Source organism: Curtobacterium sp. MCBD17_040 (genome assembly GCF_003234805.2).
Classification (GTDB): domain Bacteria; phylum Actinomycetota; class Actinomycetes; order Actinomycetales; family Microbacteriaceae; genus Curtobacterium.
Genome location: NZ_CP126273.1, coordinates 2112423 through 2128103 on the forward strand (window position 1 = coordinate 2112423; position 15681 = coordinate 2128103).

The following is a 15681-nucleotide window of genomic DNA, read 5'->3' on the forward strand; positions in this document are numbered from 1 at the left end:
CGTCGAGTGCTGGCAGGAGCCTAGCGGGCGGCCGAGCCGTCGACGTAGTCGCTGTCGGTCTGCTTCCACGCGAAGAGCTTGCGCAGCTCGCGACCGGTCGCCTCGATCGGGTGCCCCTCGCCCTTCTCGCGCAGCGCCGTGAACTCCGGCGCACCGGCGTCCTGGTCCTCGATGAAGCGCTTGGCGAAGGTGCCGTCCTGGATGTCGGCGAGGACCGCCTTCATGTTCTCCTTGACGTGCGGGTCGATCACGCGCGGGCCCGAGACGTAGTCCCCGAACTCGGCCGTGTCCGAGATGGACCAGCGCTGCTTGGTGAGCCCGCCCTCCCAGATGAGGTCGACGATGAGCTTGAGTTCGTGCAGGACCTCGAAGTAGGCGATCTGGGGCTGGTAGCCCGCCTCGACGAGGGTCTCGAACCCGTACTGGATGAGCTGCGACGTGCCACCGCAGAGGACGGCCTGTTCGCCGAACAGGTCGGTCTCGGTCTCCTCCGTGAACGTCGTCTTGATGCCGCCGGACCGCAGACCGCCGATGGCCTTGCTGTAGCTCCAGGCGAGGTCCCACGCCTGGCCCGAGGCGTCGACCTCGACCGCGACGATCACGGGCACGCCCCGGCCGGCCTCGTACTCACGGCGCACCGTGTGGCCCGGGCCCTTCGGCGCGACGAGCACGACGTCGACGCCCTCGGGCGCCTGGATGTAGCCGAAGCGGATGTTGAAGCCGTGCCCGAACACGAGCGCCTTGCCGTCGGTCAGGTTCGGCTGGATCTCGTCCGCGTACACGTGCCGCTGCACCTGGTCCGGCGTCAGGATGACGATGACGTCGCCCCAGGCGGTCGCCTCGGCCGGGGTGTGCACGGTGAACCCGGCCTCCTCGGCCTTGCTGCGGCTCTTGGAGCCCTCCTGCAGGCCGATGACGACCTCGACGCCCGAGTCGCGGAGGTTGAGCGCGTGCGCGTGGCCCTGCGAGCCGTAGCCGATGACCGCGACCTTCTTGCCCTGGATGAGCGAGAGGTCGGCGTCGGCGTCGTAGACGATGTCAGTCACGGTGGTGGTTCTCCTTGTCGGTTCGGTGTGTCCGGTCCGGGGGTCCGCGGTGTGCCGCCCCGGGGTCATGTCGACTACGCGCGGGGGACGCGGTCGGTGATGCTCTTCGGGCCTCGGCCCATGCCGAGGAGGCCCGCCCGCGCGAGCTCCTTGATGCCGTACGGCTCCAGCACGCGCAGGATCGCCTGGATCTTGCCGGGGTCACCCGTGACCTCGATCACCAGGGAATCGGTCGCGACGTCGACGACGCGCGCCCGGAACAGGTTGACGGCCTCGAGTACCTGGGAGCGCGTCTGGTTGTCCACCCGGACCTTGACGAGCATGTGCTCCCGCTGCACGGACTGCGAGAACTCGAGCTCGACGATCTTGATGACGTTGACGAGCTTGTTCAACTGCTTCGTCACCTGTTCGAGCGGCAGGTCCTCGACGTCGACCACGACGGTGATGCGGGACAACCCCTCGACCTCGGTGGACCCCACCGCGAGGGACTCGATGTTGAACCCGCGCCGTGCGAACAGGCCGGCGACGCGCGTGAGCAGACCCGGCTTGTCCTCGACGAGGAGGGACAGGACGTGGCTCATGCGGGCCTCCCGGTCATGTCGGCGTCCTCGTCGTCCCAGCTCGGGGCGAGGTCGCGTGCGTGCTGGATCGCGGAGTTGCTGACCCCCTGCGGCACCATCGGCCACACCATGGAGTCGCGGCTGACGACGAAGTCGATGACCACGGGCCGGTCGTTCGTGGCGAGGGCGAGCCGGATCGCGTCGTCGATCTCGTCCTCGCGCTCGACGCGGATGCCGAGCGCACCGTAGGCGTCGGCGAGCTTGACGAAGTCCGGTACCCGTCGGGACGCGTGCCCCGTCTCGAGGTCGGTGAAGGAGTGCCGGCCGTCGTAGAACAGCGTCTGCCACTGTCGCACCATGCCGAGCGACGAGTTGTTGATGATCGCGACCTTGATCGGGATGTCGTTGATGACGCAGGTCGCGAGCTCCTGGTTCGTCATCTGGAAACAGCCGTCGCCGTCGATCGCCCACACGACGCGGTCGGGCTGCGAGACCTTCGCGCCCATGGCGGCGGGGACCGAGTAGCCCATCGTCCCCGCGCCGCCCGAGTTGAGCCAGGCGTGGGGGCGCTCGTACTGGATGAACTGCGCCGACCACATCTGGTGCTGACCGACCCCGGCCACGTACACGCCTTCCGGCCCGGTGAGCTCGCCGATGCGGCGGATGACGGCCTGTGGCGCGAGGAGGCCGTCCTGCGGGGCGGCGTACCCGAGCGGGAACTGCTCACGAAGCCGTCCGAGGCGCTCCCACCAGGCGTCGAGGGACGCGCGGTCGGCGACGGGGACGTCCTGCCACGCCGCCAGGAGGTCGGTGAGGACCTCTTTCGCGTCGCCCACGATCGGGACGTCGGCGAACCGGATCTTCGAGATCTCGGCGGGGTCGATGTCGACGTGCACCACCTTGGCGTCCGGCGCGAACTCGTCGATCTTGCCCGTGACGCGGTCGTCGAACCGGGCCCCGAGCGCGACGATGAGGTCGCTCTCCTGCAGTCCGAGCACCGCCGGGACCGTGCCGTGCATCCCCGGCATCCCGAGGTGCTGCGGGTGCGAGTCGGGGAACGCCCCGCGAGCCATGAGGGTCGTGACCACCGGGACGTGCGTGGCCTCGGCGAGTCGCAGCAACTCCGCCGACGCACCGGACCGGATGACACCGCCGCCGACGTAGAACACGGGCTTGCTCGACTCGGCGATGAGCTGCGCCGCGGCCGCGATCTGCTTGCCGTGCGCCTTGGTCACCGGGCGGTACCCCGGCAGGTCGACCCGCGGGGGCCAGACGAACGGCGCCGAGTTCTGCTGGGCGTCCTTCGTGATGTCGACGAGCACCGGACCGGGACGTCCCGTCGTCGCGATCTGGTACGCCGCCGCCAGCGTGCTCGGGATGTCCTCGGGCTTCGTGACGAGGAACGAGTGCTTCGTGATCGGCATCGTGATGCCGACGATGTCGGCCTCCTGGAAGGCGTCCGTCCCCATGAGCGTCGAGAACACCTGACCGGTGATCGCGATGAACGGAACGGAGTCCATGTAGGCGTCCGCGATGGCGGTGACGAGGTTCGTCGCGCCCGGACCCGACGTCGCGATCGCGACCCCGACCCTCCCGGACGCCGCCGCGTAGCCCTCGGCCGCGTGGCCGGCGCCCTGCTCGTGGCGGACGAGGACGTGGCGGATGGCCGTCGAGGCCATGAGCTCGTCGTAGAACGGGATGATCGCGCCGCCCGGCAGCCCGAAGACGTCGGTGATGCCGAGGTGTTCGAGGGACCGCAGGACCGCGCCGGAGCCGGTCAGGACCTCGGGTGCGCGCCGCGTCCCCGCGGCGGAGAGCGGAGTGGCTTCCGTGGGCATGGCACTTCCTCTGGTGTGGAGCGGCGCGGTCCGCGGGGACGGCGCCGCCGTCGTGGTGCGAGGGTGGAGGTCGGCGCTCAGCCCGTGACCGCGCCCTGGGCGGCGGACCGGACGAGCTTCGCGTACTTCGCGAGGACACCGCGGGTGTACCGCGGGGGAAGCGGTGCCCAGCCGTCGTGGCGGGCCTCCAGCTCGGCAGGGTCGACCAGTAGGTCGAGCGTGCGAGCGGCGATGTCGACGCGGATCTGGTCGCCATCGCGCACGAAGGCGATGGGACCTGCGTCCACTGCCTCCGGTGCAATGTGGCCGATGCACAGGCCGGTTGTGCCGCCCGAGAATCGTCCGTCGGTCAAGAGTAGTACATCCTTGCCGAGGCCCGCGCCCTTGATGGCGGCGGTGATCGCGAGCATCTCGCGCATGCCCGGGCCGCCCTTCGGGCCCTCGTAGCGGATGACGACGACGTCGCCCTTGCCGATCCGACCCTCGGTCAGGGCGTCCATGGCGGCCCGCTCTCGGTCGAACACGCGGGCGGGGCCCTGGAAGACCTCGGCGTCGAAGCCGGCCGTCTTGACGACCGCGCCCTCGGGCGCGAACGAGCCCTGGAGGATCGTCAGGCCACCCGTGGCGTGGATCGGGTCGTCGAGCTTGCGCATGACCTTGCCGTCGAGCTCCGGCGGATCGATCTCGGCGAGGTTCTCGGCGAGGGTCTTCCCCGTGACCGTCAGGCAGTCCCCGTGCAGCAGACCCGCGTCGAGGAGCGCCTTCATCACGACGGGGATGCCGCCGTTGCGGTCGACGTCCACCATGACGTACTGGCCGAAGGGCTTCATGTCGGCGATGTGCGGGACCTTCGCGCCGATGCGGTTGAAGTCGTCGAGGGTCAGCTCGACCTCGGCCTCGTGCGCGATCGCGAGCAGGTGCAGGACGGCGTTCGTCGAGCCGCCGAGCGCCATGAGCACGGTGATCGCGTTCTCGAAGGCCTCACGGGTGAGGATCTGCCGTGCGGTGATGCCGAGGCGGAGCATCTCGACCACGGCCTCGCCGGAGCGGTGCGCGTAGTAGTCCCGACGACGGTCGGCCGACGGCGGCGCAGCCGACCCGGGGAGGCTCATGCCGAGGGCCTCGGCGAGGGACGCCATCGTGTTGGCGGTGTACATCCCGCCACAGGCGCCCTCGCCCGGGACGATCGCACACTCGATCTTCTTCAGCTCTTCCTCGGTCATGGTGCCCGCCTTGCAGGCCCCCACACCCTCGAAGGAGTCGATGATCGTGACCTGCTTCTCCGAGCCGTCGGCCTGCTTGACATAGCCGGGCATGACGGAACCCGCGTAGAGGAACACGCTCGCCAGGTCGAGCCGGGCCGCCGCCATGAGCATGCCGGGGAGCGACTTGTCGCAGCCGGCGAGGAGGACCGTGCCGTCGAGGCGCTCCGCGTTCACCACGGTCTCGACGCTGTCGGCGATGACCTCGCGCGAGACGAGCGAGAAGTGCATGCCCTCGTGGCCCATCGAGATGCCGTCGGACACCGAGATCGTGCCGAACTGCAGCGGGTACCCGCCGCCGCCGTGCACGCCCTCCTTCGCCCCCTGCGCCAGACGGTCGAGGGAGAGGTTGCAGGGGGTGATCTCGTTCCAGGACGAGGCGATGCCGATCTGGGGCTTGTCCCAGTCCGCGTCGCCCATGCCGACCGCCCGGAGCATGCCACGCGAGGTGGTGGCTTCGATCCCGTCGGTGACAGCACGGCTGCGGGGCTTGACGTCGATATCAGGCATGGAGCGAGTCTAGATGCAGTTGGTACACCAACCGGACGCGGGGCCGTGCGCGAGCGGACGGGAGCGTCAGCGGAAGGCGCGGGCGCGCGCCAGCGCCTGCAGCACGGGCGTCAGGGCAGCAGGGTCGGCGACGCGGTGCGCCGCGCGGGTCTCCCCCGGCCCGACCTTGATGCCGACGTCACCGGCGTCCTGGTCGAGCGCCCGGAAGCCGTCCTCGTCGGTGACGTCGTCGCCCGCGAACAGGACGCGGTCGGCGTCGAGGAGCGCACGCAGCCGCTCGACGGCGTCGCCCTTCGTGGCGTCGCGCACCGCGAACTCGAGGATGTCCTTGCCATCGCGCACGTGGACGTCGGGGAACGCCGCGAGCACCGTCGCCCGGGCGTCCTCCACGGCCGCTCGGGCCTCGGCCGGACCGACGCGACGCGTGTGCACCCCGAGGCCCGCGGGCTTGTGCTCGATGTGGACACCGGGATGGCGTTCGGCGACCGCATCGAGGAGCGCGCCGATGCGATCCACGGCCGCGAGTTCGTCGGGCGACAGCGCGGCCTCGTCGTGGCCGTCCACCCGCCACTCGACGCCGTGCGACCCGACGAGGGACATGGCGTCGGGGGCGTGCGTCACCCGCGCCAAGCCCGCGAGCGGGCGGCCCGAGACGAGGACGACGTGGGTGTCGCGTGCGCGGTCGAGGGTGAGCGCCGCGGCCCAGGAGCCCGGCAGAGCCGCCACCGCTGCCGGATCGTCCGCGAAGGGCGCGAGGGTGCCGTCGAAGTCGAGGGCGACGAGCAGTGACCGCGCCCCACCCAGCCGCTCGATCGCGCTGTCGAGCGAGGGGGCCTCAGGCATCACGCGCCTCCACCGGCGTGGTCTGCGCGAGTTCGTCGACGTGCTCGTCACCGGGGTCGGTCGCCTCGGGGTCGATGCCGCCGCCCGGCGCGTGCCGGTCGAGTGCCTCGATGAAGGACCGCGACCACCGCGCGACGTCGTTGTCCCGCACGCGCTTGCGCAGGGCGCGCATGCGGGTCGCGCGCTCGCGCTGTGGCATCTGCATCGCGCGCACGATGGCGTCCTTGAGCGCGCCGATGTCGTGCGGGTTGACGAGCAGGGCCTGGCGGAGCTCGTCGGCGGCGCCGGCGAACTCGGACAGGATGAGCACGCCCTGGTTGTCGAACCGGCTCGCCACGTACTCCTTGGCGACCAGGTTCATGCCGTCGCGGAGCGCCGTGACGAGCATGACGTCGGCGGCGAGGTAGAGCGCCACCATCTCCTCGCGCGGGTAGCCATGGTGGAGGTAGCTGATCGGCTGGTGGCTGATCGTGCCGAGGTCGCCGTTGATGCGCCCGACCGTGAGCTCGATCTCGTCGCGGAGTGCCTTGTAGGTGTCGACGCGCTCGCGGCTCGGGCTCGCGACCTGCACGAGGGTGGCGTCCTCGACGTCGATGCGGCCGTCCTCGAGGAGCTCGCCGAAGGCCTTGATGCGGTGTCCGATGCCCTTGGTGTAGTCGAGTCGGTCGACCCCGAGCAGGACCGTCTTCGGGTTGCCGAGTCCTTCGCGGATCTCGCGGGCACGGGCCTGGACCTCGGGCCGTCGGGCGATGTCCTCGTAGCTCTCGGCGTCGATCGAGATCGGGAAGTGCCGTGCCTCGACGTGCCGGACGGTGATGCCCCGTCGCGAGCGCGGGGCGTCCGGGTCGTCCACCGGGACGTCGACGATCGCACCCTTGGTCGTGTGGCCCTTGATGTGGCGCACGGCGCGGAGGAAGTTCGAGGCGTCGTCGTACCGCTGGAACCCGATGACGTCGGCGCCGAGCAGGCCGTCGATGATCTGCGACCGCCAGGGCAGCTGCGCGTAGATCCCGACCGGCGGGAACGGGATGTGGTTGAAGAAGCCGATCGTGACGTCGGGACGGAGTTCGCGGATGAGCTGCGGGACGAGCTGCAGCTGGTAGTCCTGCACCCACACGACGGCGTCCTGGTCGGCGACCGCCGCCGCGGCCTCGGCGAACCGCTGGTTCACCCGCCGGTACGCGTTCCACCAGTCGCGGTGGTACGTCGGCTGCTCGATGACGTCGTGGTACAGCGGCCAGAGGGTGTCGTTGCTGAAGCCCTCGTAGTACTCCTCGATCTCGGCGTCGGACAGCGGCACCGGCACGATGTGGATGCCGTCGTTCTCGAAGGGGTCGAGGTCGACGTCGGGCTGGCCCGCCCAACCGACCCACGCGCCGTCGTTCGCGCGCATCACCGGTTCGAGCGCGGTGACGAGCCCGCCCGGCGAGTGCCGCCACCCCTCGGTCCCGTCCTCGTCGACCACGCGGTCCACGGGGAGGCGGTTCGACACCACGACGAAGCCGAACCGGTCCGTCGAGGCCGTCCGGTCTGGGGTCGGCGTCGTGTCGGTGGGCTCGGCTTCCGGGGGGACTGCAGACATTGGTGCGGGCTCTCCGTTCTGGTCCCGCCGACCGGCGACGGGAGGCGCCGGACGTCGCACGGGCGCGGGAGGCGCTCGGCACCCGTCGCGGCGGCGGGCCGGTCCAGGCTAGCAGCGGGCATCCAGGCTGCCCGGGGCGGACGTCGGGCCGATGGAGCCGGGGCGGCGGCGGGGCGGACGAGGGGCGAGGGACGTCACCGCAGCAGCGCGGCCGTCCGCCGCGCGGCGTCGACGAGCGCGTGCCCGTACGACCGCCCGTAGCCGGCCGCGTGCACCGCGAGCGGGTGCAGCTGGTGCAGCGGGATCCGCTCCCGCCAGCCGGGACGGAGGGGCCGGTGCTCCTGGTACCCCGCCACGACCTCGTCGAGGTACGGGCAGCCGAAGAGGTCGAGCATCGCGAGGTCGGTCTCGCGGTGACCGCCGTGCGCCGCGGGGTCGATGAGCACGACACCGCCCGGCGTGAAGACGACGTTGCCGTTCCAGAGGTCGCCGTGCAGTCGCGCGGCCATGTCGTCGTCGTCGAGCGCCCCGTCCGCGACGGCCTCGAGCACCCTGCCGACGGCGGCGTGCTCGTCATCCGTGACACTGCCCGCCGCGCGTGCCAGGTCGAGGAACGGTGCAACGCGCTGCTCCGCGTAGAAGCGCCCCCACGACGACGACGGCCGGCAGGACTGCGGCCGCTTGCCGATGAAGGTCGGGCCGTCCCACCCCTCGGGCGGCGCACCGAACGCCGCGGCGCCGGCGTCGTGCGTGCGGGCGAGGTCGTGGCCGAACCGGCGAGCGGCACCGGGCGTGGGCCGGACGTCGGACAGCTCCTCGAGGTCGATGTGGCGCCGTCCGACGTCGAGCACGGCCGCGACCGCGACGCCGCCAGCGGCACCGAGCCACGTCAGTCCCGCCGCCTCCGCCGCGAAGAAGCCGTCGGGAGCGTCGGACCGCCGTTTCGTGAACACCGCCATGCGCCCAGCCTGGCCCGTCCCGGCGACCGACGCGGGCCTCCCGGTCGACACGGGTCTCGCCGTGGACCCGGACGCGCCAGGCGCCGGGCCGCACGTGGGCCTCAGTACGATGACCGGCATGGTGCGGACGCGGATGTGGCGGAACGGGACGGTCGCGGCCGAGGACTTCCCGGTGGAGGACGTGTCCGACCACCTCGAGCGTCCTGACGAGGTGGTGTGGGTCGACTTCACGGACCCGACGGCCGACGAGCTGGCGCGCATCGAGGACGAACTCGGCATCCACGCGCTCGCGAGCGAGGACGCACTCGAGCCGGGGCAACGGCCGAAGCTCGACCGGTACCACGGCGCCCTGTTCCTGGTGGCGTACGACGTGACGTGCTCGCGCGGCGGCACCGACCTGGTGACGCACGAGGTCAAGGCGTTCGTCACCGAACGCGCCGTCGTCACCATGCACGCGCCGGGCTTCGACGCGCAGGAGTTCGTGCGCCGCTGGGACGCCAACGACGACCTGGCCGGCCACGGTGCCGCGTTCCTCGTGTGGGGCGTCCTCGACGTGCTCGCGGACCACGCCACCGCGACGGTCGAACAGCTCGAGGACCTCATCGACCACCTGGAGGACGACCTGTTCGAGGTGTCCGCGCAGACGTCCCACATCCAGCGGCGGTCGTTCGCGCTGCGGAAGGCGCTCGGGACCCTGCGGCGGCTCGTCGGGCCGCAGCGCGAGGTGATCCAGACCCTCGTCCGTGATGACGCGACGCAGGTCAGCGACGGACTGCGACCGTACTACCGCGACGTGGCAGACCACATCACGTCGGCCACGGAGCAGGTCGACCAGCTCCGTGAGTCGGTGTCGAGCGTGCTCGAGACGAACCTCAACCTCGCGTCGAACCGCATGAACCTGGTCATGAAGAAGGTGACGAGTTGGGCGGCGATCATCGCGATCCCGACCGCCATCACCGGGTGGTTCGGGCAGAACATCAAGTTCCCCGGCGAGGGCGCCTGGTCCGGGCTCGTCGCGTCCGCCGTGCTCATCGTCGTGTCCTCGGTCGCGCTGTACACCGTGTTCCGTCGGCGCGACTGGCTCTGACGCCGACGACGGCACGACCGGCCCACGCCGGGGGTGCCACCGGTGCTCAGCGGGCGACGAGGACCGCCGCGACGCCCGCCACGACGGTGAGCGGGGCGACGACGCACCCGAGCGCCGCGTAGCGACCCCACGACAGCGCGATGCCCTCGGCGCGGAGCCGTGCGTGCCAGAGCAGCGTGGCGAGCGACGCCCACGGCGTCACGAGGCACCCGGCGTTCACCCCGACGAGGAGCGCCGCGTACCGTACGGCCGCGTTGCCCGCCGCCGGCTCGAGCACGAGGTACGCGGGGAGGTTGTCGATCCCGTTCGCCGCGAGCGCGCCCGCGCCCGCGAGCCCCAGCAGGGACCCGAAGCCGTCACCGCCGTGCAGCGCCCGGACGAGCGGATCGGTGGAGCCGACCGCATGCAGGGTCTCGACGGCGACGAACAACCCCGCTGCGAGGACGAGCGGCTGCCACGGAACACGAGCGGGGCGGAGCACGTCGGGTCGGCGGACGGCGGCGACCACGACGAGGACCGCGGCCGCGGCGAGCGCCGCGACCCACACGGTGACGCCGGCGGTCAGCGCCACGACGAGGGCCGCGAGGACCGCGGAGGCCGCGATGAAGAACACGCGGTCCTCCGGTCGGCGCACGGGCGGGGGCGCGTACCCGCCGCGCAGCCGGTGACGGAACACGACGAGCAGCACGACGCACGGCACGAGGACCCCCGCGAGCGCCGGCAGCGCCATGAGCCCCGCGAACGCCGGCGGCCCCGCCAGTCCGATGCGCGAGACGGCGAGCAGGTTCGTGAGGTTCGACACCGGTAGGAGCAACGACGCGGTGTTCGCCAGCCACACGGTCGTGAGCGCGAAGGGCATCGGCGGCAGCTGGACCCGCCGAGCGAGGGCGATGACGATGGGCGTCAGGAGCACCGCGGTCGTGTCGATCGAGAGGAACACCGTGCACACGACCGCGAGCACGACGACGGCTGCCCAGAGCCCGAGGGTCCGGCCACGCCCGACCCGGGCCGCGAGGTCGGCCAGCCGGTCGAACACACCCGCGTCCGCGGCGAGTTCGGCGACGATCGTGAGGCCCAGCACGAACGCCAGGACCGGGACCACCCGGTGGGCCAGCGCGAGGAGCGTGGGGACGGGCAGGACACCGACCACGACGCACACCGCTCCGGCGACGAGGAGCAGCGCCCCGACCGCGGCCTGACGCACGGGGCCTCCTGGTTCGTCCTGATCACCGTCCGCTGCGGACGGCGCTCCACCATACCCACGGGTAGCGTGGCCTGGAACGACACCAGGAGGCACACGTGCGGAAGTTCTTGTTCAACGGATCGGTGCTCAGCGCGCTCTTCAGCGGGTGGAGCGTCCTGCAGACGACGCGGAAGGGACCGCGCGACTGGCGCCTCGCCCTGACGTGGATCGCGTGGCTCGCCACGACGATCGTCGCGGTCGGCACCGTCATCGAGGACGACCGGATGATCAAGGGCCGGCAGCAGGTCCGCTAGCGTCCCGCGGGTCGTGGGGCGCCCGCCGGGGACGCTGCCACGCGGCGTCGGCAGGCGGGATCTGGTCCGGCCGGATGCCGGAGGTCTGGATCGGTCCCGTGAAGAGCGCGGCGCGGTCGCTGCCCTCGTCGCCCCCGAACAGGGCGGAGCTCGTGGCGGTGGACGGCTCGCGCCGCGACCGCGGTCGGTCCGGCGTCGGGTCGACCATCATGACCCGTTGCAGCGGCAGCGCATCGGGGTGCGTGCGCTGGATCCAGGCGATCATCTCCTCGCGGACGTAGCAGCGGAGGTCGAACAGGCCGGGTGCGTCGTGCGCCGTCACGAGGATCCGCACGTGCACGAGCCCGTTCACGGCGTCGGTGACCTGCAGGACCTTGGTGCGCCCGTCCCAGAGGTCCGTCGTCACCAGGATCCGGTCGAGCTCGGTCCGCATCTGGCCCGGGCTCACCCGCCAGTCGAGGTCGAAGTCGACGCTCCCGAGGAGCTCGCTGCTCGTCCTGGTCCAGTTCTCGAACGGCGTCGTCGTGAAGTACGTCGAGGGCAGCATGAAGCGCCGGTCGTCCCACAGGTGCACGACGACGTAGGTGAGCGTGATCTCCTCGATCCGGCCCCACTGCTGCTCGACCACCACGACGTCGTCGACCCGGACCGCGCCCGAGAACGCGAGCTGCATGCCCGCGAACACGTTGCCGAGGGTGGACTGCGCCGCGATGCCGGCGATGACGCTGATGAGGCCCGCGCTCGCGAGCACGCTCGCGCCGGCCGCCTCGATCCCCCGGAACGTCAGGAGGATGGAGCCGACGGCGATGACGACGACCACGACGACGGTGAGCCGCCGGATGATGAGCACCTGCGTGCGGATCCGCCGCGCGACGCGGTTGTCGGGGACGTCCACGCGGTAGCGGTGCAGACCGAGGTCCTCGAGGAAGATCGCGAGCTCGCACGCCAGCCAGGCACCCGCCGCGATGGTCACGATGAGGAACCCGTGGGTGACGTCGTCCCGCCACGGGTAGAGCCGGGCGTCCGGCCGGATGGAGGACGCGAACGCGGTCCAGAGGAACGCGACGAGCAGCACCGTCCGGGTCGGGTGCTTCGTGCGGCGCGACAGCACGGCCGCCCATCGGCCTCGGCGTGCGAGGGCTCGGAACACCAGGTGGAGGACGAGCGCCGTCGCCGCGGTCAGGAGCAGCGCGAACCCGACGGCGACGAGGAGACGGATGAGCGGTGCCATCCGTCCATGGAACCACGCTGACACGTGGTGACGGCTGGACGACGACCGTCGCGCAACCGTCGCTCCTCCCACCGGGTCCGGGAGCACGTCCGGCAGCTCCTCGGTACGGTGGCGGGATGACCGCGCAGGACCACAGCGACACCGGACGGCCACCAGCGAATGACACCGGACGGGCGTCCGGCAACGACTTCGCCCACGAGCAGGAGGGGTTCCAGCACGGCCTGAAGCCCCGGCAGCTCCAGATGATCGCCATCGGCGGAGCGATCGGCACGGGTCTGTTCCTCGGCGCCGGCGGTCGGCTGCACTCCGCCGGACCCGCGCTGGCGGTCGTCTACCTGATCGCGGGGATCTTCGCGTTCTTCATCCTCCGCGCGCTCGGCGAGCTCGTGCTGCACCGTCCGTCGTCCGGCTCGTTCATCTCGTACGCGCGCGAGTTCTACGGCGAGAAGTTCGCGTACGCGGCCGGGTGGATGTACTTCCTCAACTGGGCCATGACGTCGATCGTCGACACCACCGCCGTCGCCCTGTACCTGCACTACTGGGCGGGCACGCGCGCGATCCCGCAGTGGGCGCTCGCCCTGGTGGCCCTGCTCGTCGTGCTCGCCGCGAACCTCGTGGCGGTCAAGGTGTTCGGCGAACTCGAGTTCTGGTTCGCGCTCATCAAGGTCGCCGCGCTCGTGGCGTTCCTCGTGATCGCACTCATCTGGCTGTTCTTCGCGTTCCCGGTGCAGACCGGCGGCGCGAGCGTCCACACCGGCTTCTCGATCTGGGGCGACCACGGCGGCCTGTTCCCGACCGGGCTCCTGCCCGCGGTGCTCGTCGTGCAGGGCGTCGTGTTCGCCTACGCTGCGATCGAGCTCGTCGGCACGGCGTCCGGCGAGACGCAGGACACCGAGAAGGTGATCCCCCGGGCGATCAACTCGGTCGTGCTCCGGATCGCGGTGTTCTACGTCGGCTCGATCATCCTGCTGTCGCTGCTCCTGCCGTACACGTCCTACAAGGAGGGCGTCAGCCCCTTCGTCACGTTCTTCTCGTCCATCGGCAACCCGCAGGTCGGGCACGTCGTCGGATCCGTCATGAACTTCGTCGTGCTCACCGCAGCGCTGTCGTCTCTGAACGCCGGGCTGTACTCCACGGGCCGGGCGCTGCACTCGATGGGCATGAACGGCTCCGCGCCGAAGTGGACGACGAAGATGTCGAAGGGCGGGGTGCCGTTCGCGGGCATCCTGCTCACGGCCTGCTTCACGCTCGCCGGTGTCGTGCTCAACCTGTTCGTGCCGAGTCAGGCGTTCGAGATCGTCCTCAACGTGTCGGCGCTCGGGATCGTCACCGCGTGGGGCACGATCATGCTCTGCCAGATGCGACTCCGGGTCTGGGCGAAGCAGGGCCTGGCGAAGGAGCCGACCTTCCGGCTCCCGGGCGCCCCGGTGACGTCCTGGCTGACGCTCGCGTTCCTGGTGTCCGTGCTCGTGCTCATGGCGATCGACTGGCCGATCGGCACGCTCACGATCGCGTCGCTCGTGGTGATCATCCCGCTGCTCGTGGTCGGGTGGTTCCTCCAGCGCGACCGGATCCTCCGCATCGCGTCGCTCCGGGAGGGCGTCACCGGTCCGTACCCGGTCACGGGACGCGACCCGCGCGCACAGGTCCGCCGCCGCGAGGACCGCTCCTAGCCGGCAGCGGCCGCGGCGAGCCGTCGAGGACGGGACCGGCCTGCGGGAGCCGGTCCCGGTCCTCCCGGCCGACTCGGTCACGCCCGTGTCGACGACGTCGATCGGCCCGATGACGGCGGACCCGGGCCGCCCGAACGCCGGCCTCGCGGCGTCAGCCGTCCGCCGACCAGTCCCGGACGAGACCGGCGAGGGCGCGGTCCACGACGGTCGCGGGATCGCCGCCGTCCTGTCGGGCCCAGAAGGTCATCGCGGCGAACACCGCGGCGGCCATCGCGCTGGTGCGGACCTCGAGGAGCAGCGGCGACGCGTCCGGTCCGAGCCGCCGGCGCAGCTCCCCGACGACGAGGTCACGGCCCGCGCCGAGCCGGGTCACGGCACCGGCCGACAATCGCTCGTGGTCCGCGATGAGACGCAGTCGGGCCCGCGTCACGGGGATGAGCGACGACGGGAAGGTGAGCGCGGCCACGTGGGCCGTCCGCATCGCCTCGTAGGGGTCGGCCCTGTCCGGCAGCGCGGCGAGCTCGGCGGCCATCCGGTCGGCCGCCTCGGCGGTCCCGCCCCAGACGAGGTCGTCCTTGGTCCGGAACACCCGGAAGAGAGTGCGGCGACTGACGCCAGCCGCCACCGCGACGTCGTCCATGGTCACCGCATCGAAGCCGCGCTCGGCGAACAACCGGAGCGCGACCTCGGCGACGTGGTCGGGGTCCACCTCAACGGGGCGGCCCGTCCTCGCTGCTGCCACCAGGCCTCCTTTTGGCACTGAGTGCTATAACTGCTTCCGGGCCGGCCCGCGGCCCCGTTCGACGAGGAGCAATCATGACGCAGACCATCACCCCGAAGCGATTCGACGGGAGGACCGTCATCGTGACCGGTGCCGGTTCCGGCATCGGCCGGGCCACCGCCACCCGGCTGGTGCAGGAGGGCGCCCGCGTCGTCGCCACCGACGTCGTCGCCGACCGACTCGACGCCCTGCGCGGCGAGCTGGCCGGACACGACGTCGTCACCGTGGTCGGCGACGTGGCGCAGGCCGCGACGATCGACGCCGTCATCGCGGCCGCCGACGGGACCGTGGACGGCCTGGCGAACGTCGCCGGGATCATGGACGCGTTCCTGCCGCCGGCCGAGGTCGACGACGCGACATGGGACCGCGTCATGGGCGTCAACGTGACGGGGCCCATGCGTCTGACGCGCGCGGTGCTCGGGCTCATGATCCCGGCCGGCGCGGGCTCGATCGTCAACGTGGCATCGGAGGCGGCGTTCCGCGGTTCGGCCGCCGGCGTCGCCTACACGACGTCGAAGCACGCCGTCGTCGGCCTCACGAAGAGCGTCGCCTTCTTCTACGGCCCGAGCGGCGTCCGCGCGAACGCCGTCGCGCCCGGAGCGGTCATGACGAACATCGAGGCCCCGATGCGATCGGACTTCGCCGCCGGCCGCATCGGTCCGATCATGCAGGTCGCCGTGCCCCAGCCCGCCGAGGCGGAGCGGCTCGCGGCTGCGATCACCTGGCTGCTCAGCGACGACGCCGCGAACGTGAACGGCGCGGTCCTGCCGAGCGACGGCGGCTGGTCGGTCGTCTGACCCGAGGCGGCCGCC

14 protein-coding genes are annotated in these 15681 nt (G+C 71.5%); 4 read left to right on the plus strand and 10 right to left on the minus strand.

What is annotated here, in order from left to right; genetic code table 11:
- Positions 1-20: 20 nt before the first annotated feature.
- The 7 genes from ilvC to DEI94_RS09950 all read right to left on the minus strand — a co-directional run bounded on the left by ilvC (position 21) and on the right by DEI94_RS09950 (position 8600).
- Positions 21-1046 carry a ketol-acid reductoisomerase gene (gene ilvC, locus DEI94_RS09920; RefSeq protein ID WP_111009593.1) on the minus strand — a complete coding sequence of 342 codons (1026 nt, stop codon included), beginning with the start codon at positions 1044-1046 and terminating at the stop codon, positions 21-23.
- A gap of 74 nt (positions 1047-1120) precedes the next feature.
- Complete coding sequence (ilvN, locus tag DEI94_RS09925) at positions 1121-1627, minus strand: acetolactate synthase small subunit (RefSeq protein WP_111009592.1); 507 nt, start codon at positions 1625-1627, stop codon at positions 1121-1123.
- Positions 1624-3444 carry an acetolactate synthase large subunit gene (locus DEI94_RS09930; protein WP_111009591.1) on the minus strand — a complete coding sequence of 607 codons (1821 nt, stop codon included), beginning with the start codon at positions 3442-3444 and terminating at the stop codon, positions 1624-1626. Before DEI94_RS09930 ends, ilvN begins: the two co-directional genes overlap by 4 nt.
- 77 nt (positions 3445-3521) lie before the next feature.
- On the minus strand, positions 3522-5216 hold the full coding sequence (gene ilvD / locus DEI94_RS09935; RefSeq protein WP_111013417.1) for a dihydroxy-acid dehydratase: 1695 nt from the start codon (positions 5214-5216) through the stop codon (positions 3522-3524).
- 66 nt (positions 5217-5282) lie between these two features.
- Complete coding sequence (gene otsB, locus DEI94_RS09940; protein WP_111026154.1) at positions 5283-6059, minus strand: trehalose-phosphatase; 777 nt, start codon at positions 6057-6059, stop codon at positions 5283-5285.
- Complete coding sequence (gene otsA, locus DEI94_RS09945; RefSeq protein WP_111009588.1) at positions 6052-7641, minus strand: alpha,alpha-trehalose-phosphate synthase (UDP-forming); 1590 nt, start codon at positions 7639-7641, stop codon at positions 6052-6054. The genes otsB and otsA overlap by 8 nt, the downstream gene beginning before the upstream one ends.
- 194 nt (positions 7642-7835) lie before the next feature.
- Positions 7836-8600: a fructosamine kinase family protein gene (locus tag DEI94_RS09950; RefSeq protein ID WP_111026155.1), complete on the minus strand. Its 765-nt coding sequence runs from the start codon at positions 8598-8600 to the stop codon at positions 7836-7838.
- A 118-nt stretch (positions 8601-8718) separates the two neighbouring features.
- Here DEI94_RS09950 and DEI94_RS09955 point away from each other — a divergent pair, with 118 nt between their 5' ends.
- Positions 8719-9687 (plus strand): magnesium transporter CorA family protein, encoded by a 969-nt coding sequence (locus DEI94_RS09955; RefSeq protein ID WP_220037490.1) that lies wholly within the window; start codon positions 8719-8721, stop codon positions 9685-9687.
- A 46-nt stretch (positions 9688-9733) separates the two neighbouring features.
- Here the strand turns inward: DEI94_RS09955 and DEI94_RS09960 are convergent, their stop codons facing one another.
- Positions 9734-10891 carry an SLC13 family permease gene (locus DEI94_RS09960; RefSeq protein ID WP_111026156.1) on the minus strand — a complete coding sequence of 386 codons (1158 nt, stop codon included), beginning with the start codon at positions 10889-10891 and terminating at the stop codon, positions 9734-9736.
- A 95-nt stretch (positions 10892-10986) separates the two neighbouring features.
- On the opposite strand from DEI94_RS09960, the gene DEI94_RS09965 reads away from it, so the two are divergent.
- Positions 10987-11184: a hypothetical protein gene (locus DEI94_RS09965; RefSeq protein WP_111026157.1), complete on the plus strand. Its 198-nt coding sequence runs from the start codon at positions 10987-10989 to the stop codon at positions 11182-11184.
- Here DEI94_RS09965 and DEI94_RS09970 read toward each other — a convergent pair.
- On the minus strand, positions 11159-12415 hold the full coding sequence (locus tag DEI94_RS09970) for a mechanosensitive ion channel family protein (protein ID WP_111026158.1): 1257 nt from the start codon (positions 12413-12415) through the stop codon (positions 11159-11161). The two genes, DEI94_RS09965 and DEI94_RS09970, sit on opposite strands and share 26 nt — an antisense overlap.
- 116 nt (positions 12416-12531) lie before the next feature.
- Here DEI94_RS09970 and DEI94_RS09975 point away from each other — a divergent pair, with 116 nt between their 5' ends.
- Positions 12532-14088 (plus strand): amino acid permease, encoded by a 1557-nt coding sequence (locus tag DEI94_RS09975; protein WP_111026159.1) that lies wholly within the window; start codon positions 12532-12534, stop codon positions 14086-14088.
- A gap of 151 nt (positions 14089-14239) precedes the next feature.
- On the opposite strand, the gene DEI94_RS09980 is transcribed toward DEI94_RS09975, so the two are convergent.
- Positions 14240-14830, minus strand: a complete 591-nt coding sequence (locus DEI94_RS09980; protein ID WP_220038778.1) for a TetR family transcriptional regulator — start codon at positions 14828-14830, stop codon at positions 14240-14242.
- A gap of 74 nt (positions 14831-14904) precedes the next feature.
- Here DEI94_RS09980 and DEI94_RS09985 point away from each other — a divergent pair, with 74 nt between their 5' ends.
- Positions 14905-15666: an SDR family NAD(P)-dependent oxidoreductase gene (locus tag DEI94_RS09985; RefSeq protein WP_111026160.1), complete on the plus strand. Its 762-nt coding sequence runs from the start codon at positions 14905-14907 to the stop codon at positions 15664-15666.
- Positions 15667-15681: the final 15 nt, after the last annotated feature.

Coding starts and splice junctions, on each gene's coding strand:
- DEI94_RS09970 (WP_111026158.1), bottom strand. CDS start 12,415: ATGGCACCGCTCATCCGTCTCCTCGTCGCCGTCGGGTTCGCGCTGCTC.
- otsB (WP_111026154.1), bottom strand. CDS start 6,059: ATGCCTGAGGCCCCCTCGCTCGACAGCGCGATCGAGCGGCTGGGTGGG.
- DEI94_RS09975 (WP_111026159.1), top strand. CDS start 12,532: ATGACCGCGCAGGACCACAGCGACACCGGACGGCCACCAGCGAATGAC.
- ilvD (WP_111013417.1), bottom strand. CDS start 5,216: ATGCCTGATATCGACGTCAAGCCCCGCAGCCGTGCTGTCACCGACGGG.
- DEI94_RS09955 (WP_220037490.1), top strand. CDS start 8,719: ATGGTGCGGACGCGGATGTGGCGGAACGGGACGGTCGCGGCCGAGGAC.
- otsA (WP_111009588.1), bottom strand. CDS start 7,641: ATGTCTGCAGTCCCCCCGGAAGCCGAGCCCACCGACACGACGCCGACC.
- ilvN (WP_111009592.1), bottom strand. CDS start 1,627: ATGAGCCACGTCCTGTCCCTCCTCGTCGAGGACAAGCCGGGTCTGCTC.
- DEI94_RS09985 (WP_111026160.1), top strand. CDS start 14,905: ATGACGCAGACCATCACCCCGAAGCGATTCGACGGGAGGACCGTCATC.
- DEI94_RS09930 (WP_111009591.1), bottom strand. CDS start 3,444: ATGCCCACGGAAGCCACTCCGCTCTCCGCCGCGGGGACGCGGCGCGCA.
- DEI94_RS09950 (WP_111026155.1), bottom strand. CDS start 8,600: ATGGCGGTGTTCACGAAACGGCGGTCCGACGCTCCCGACGGCTTCTTC.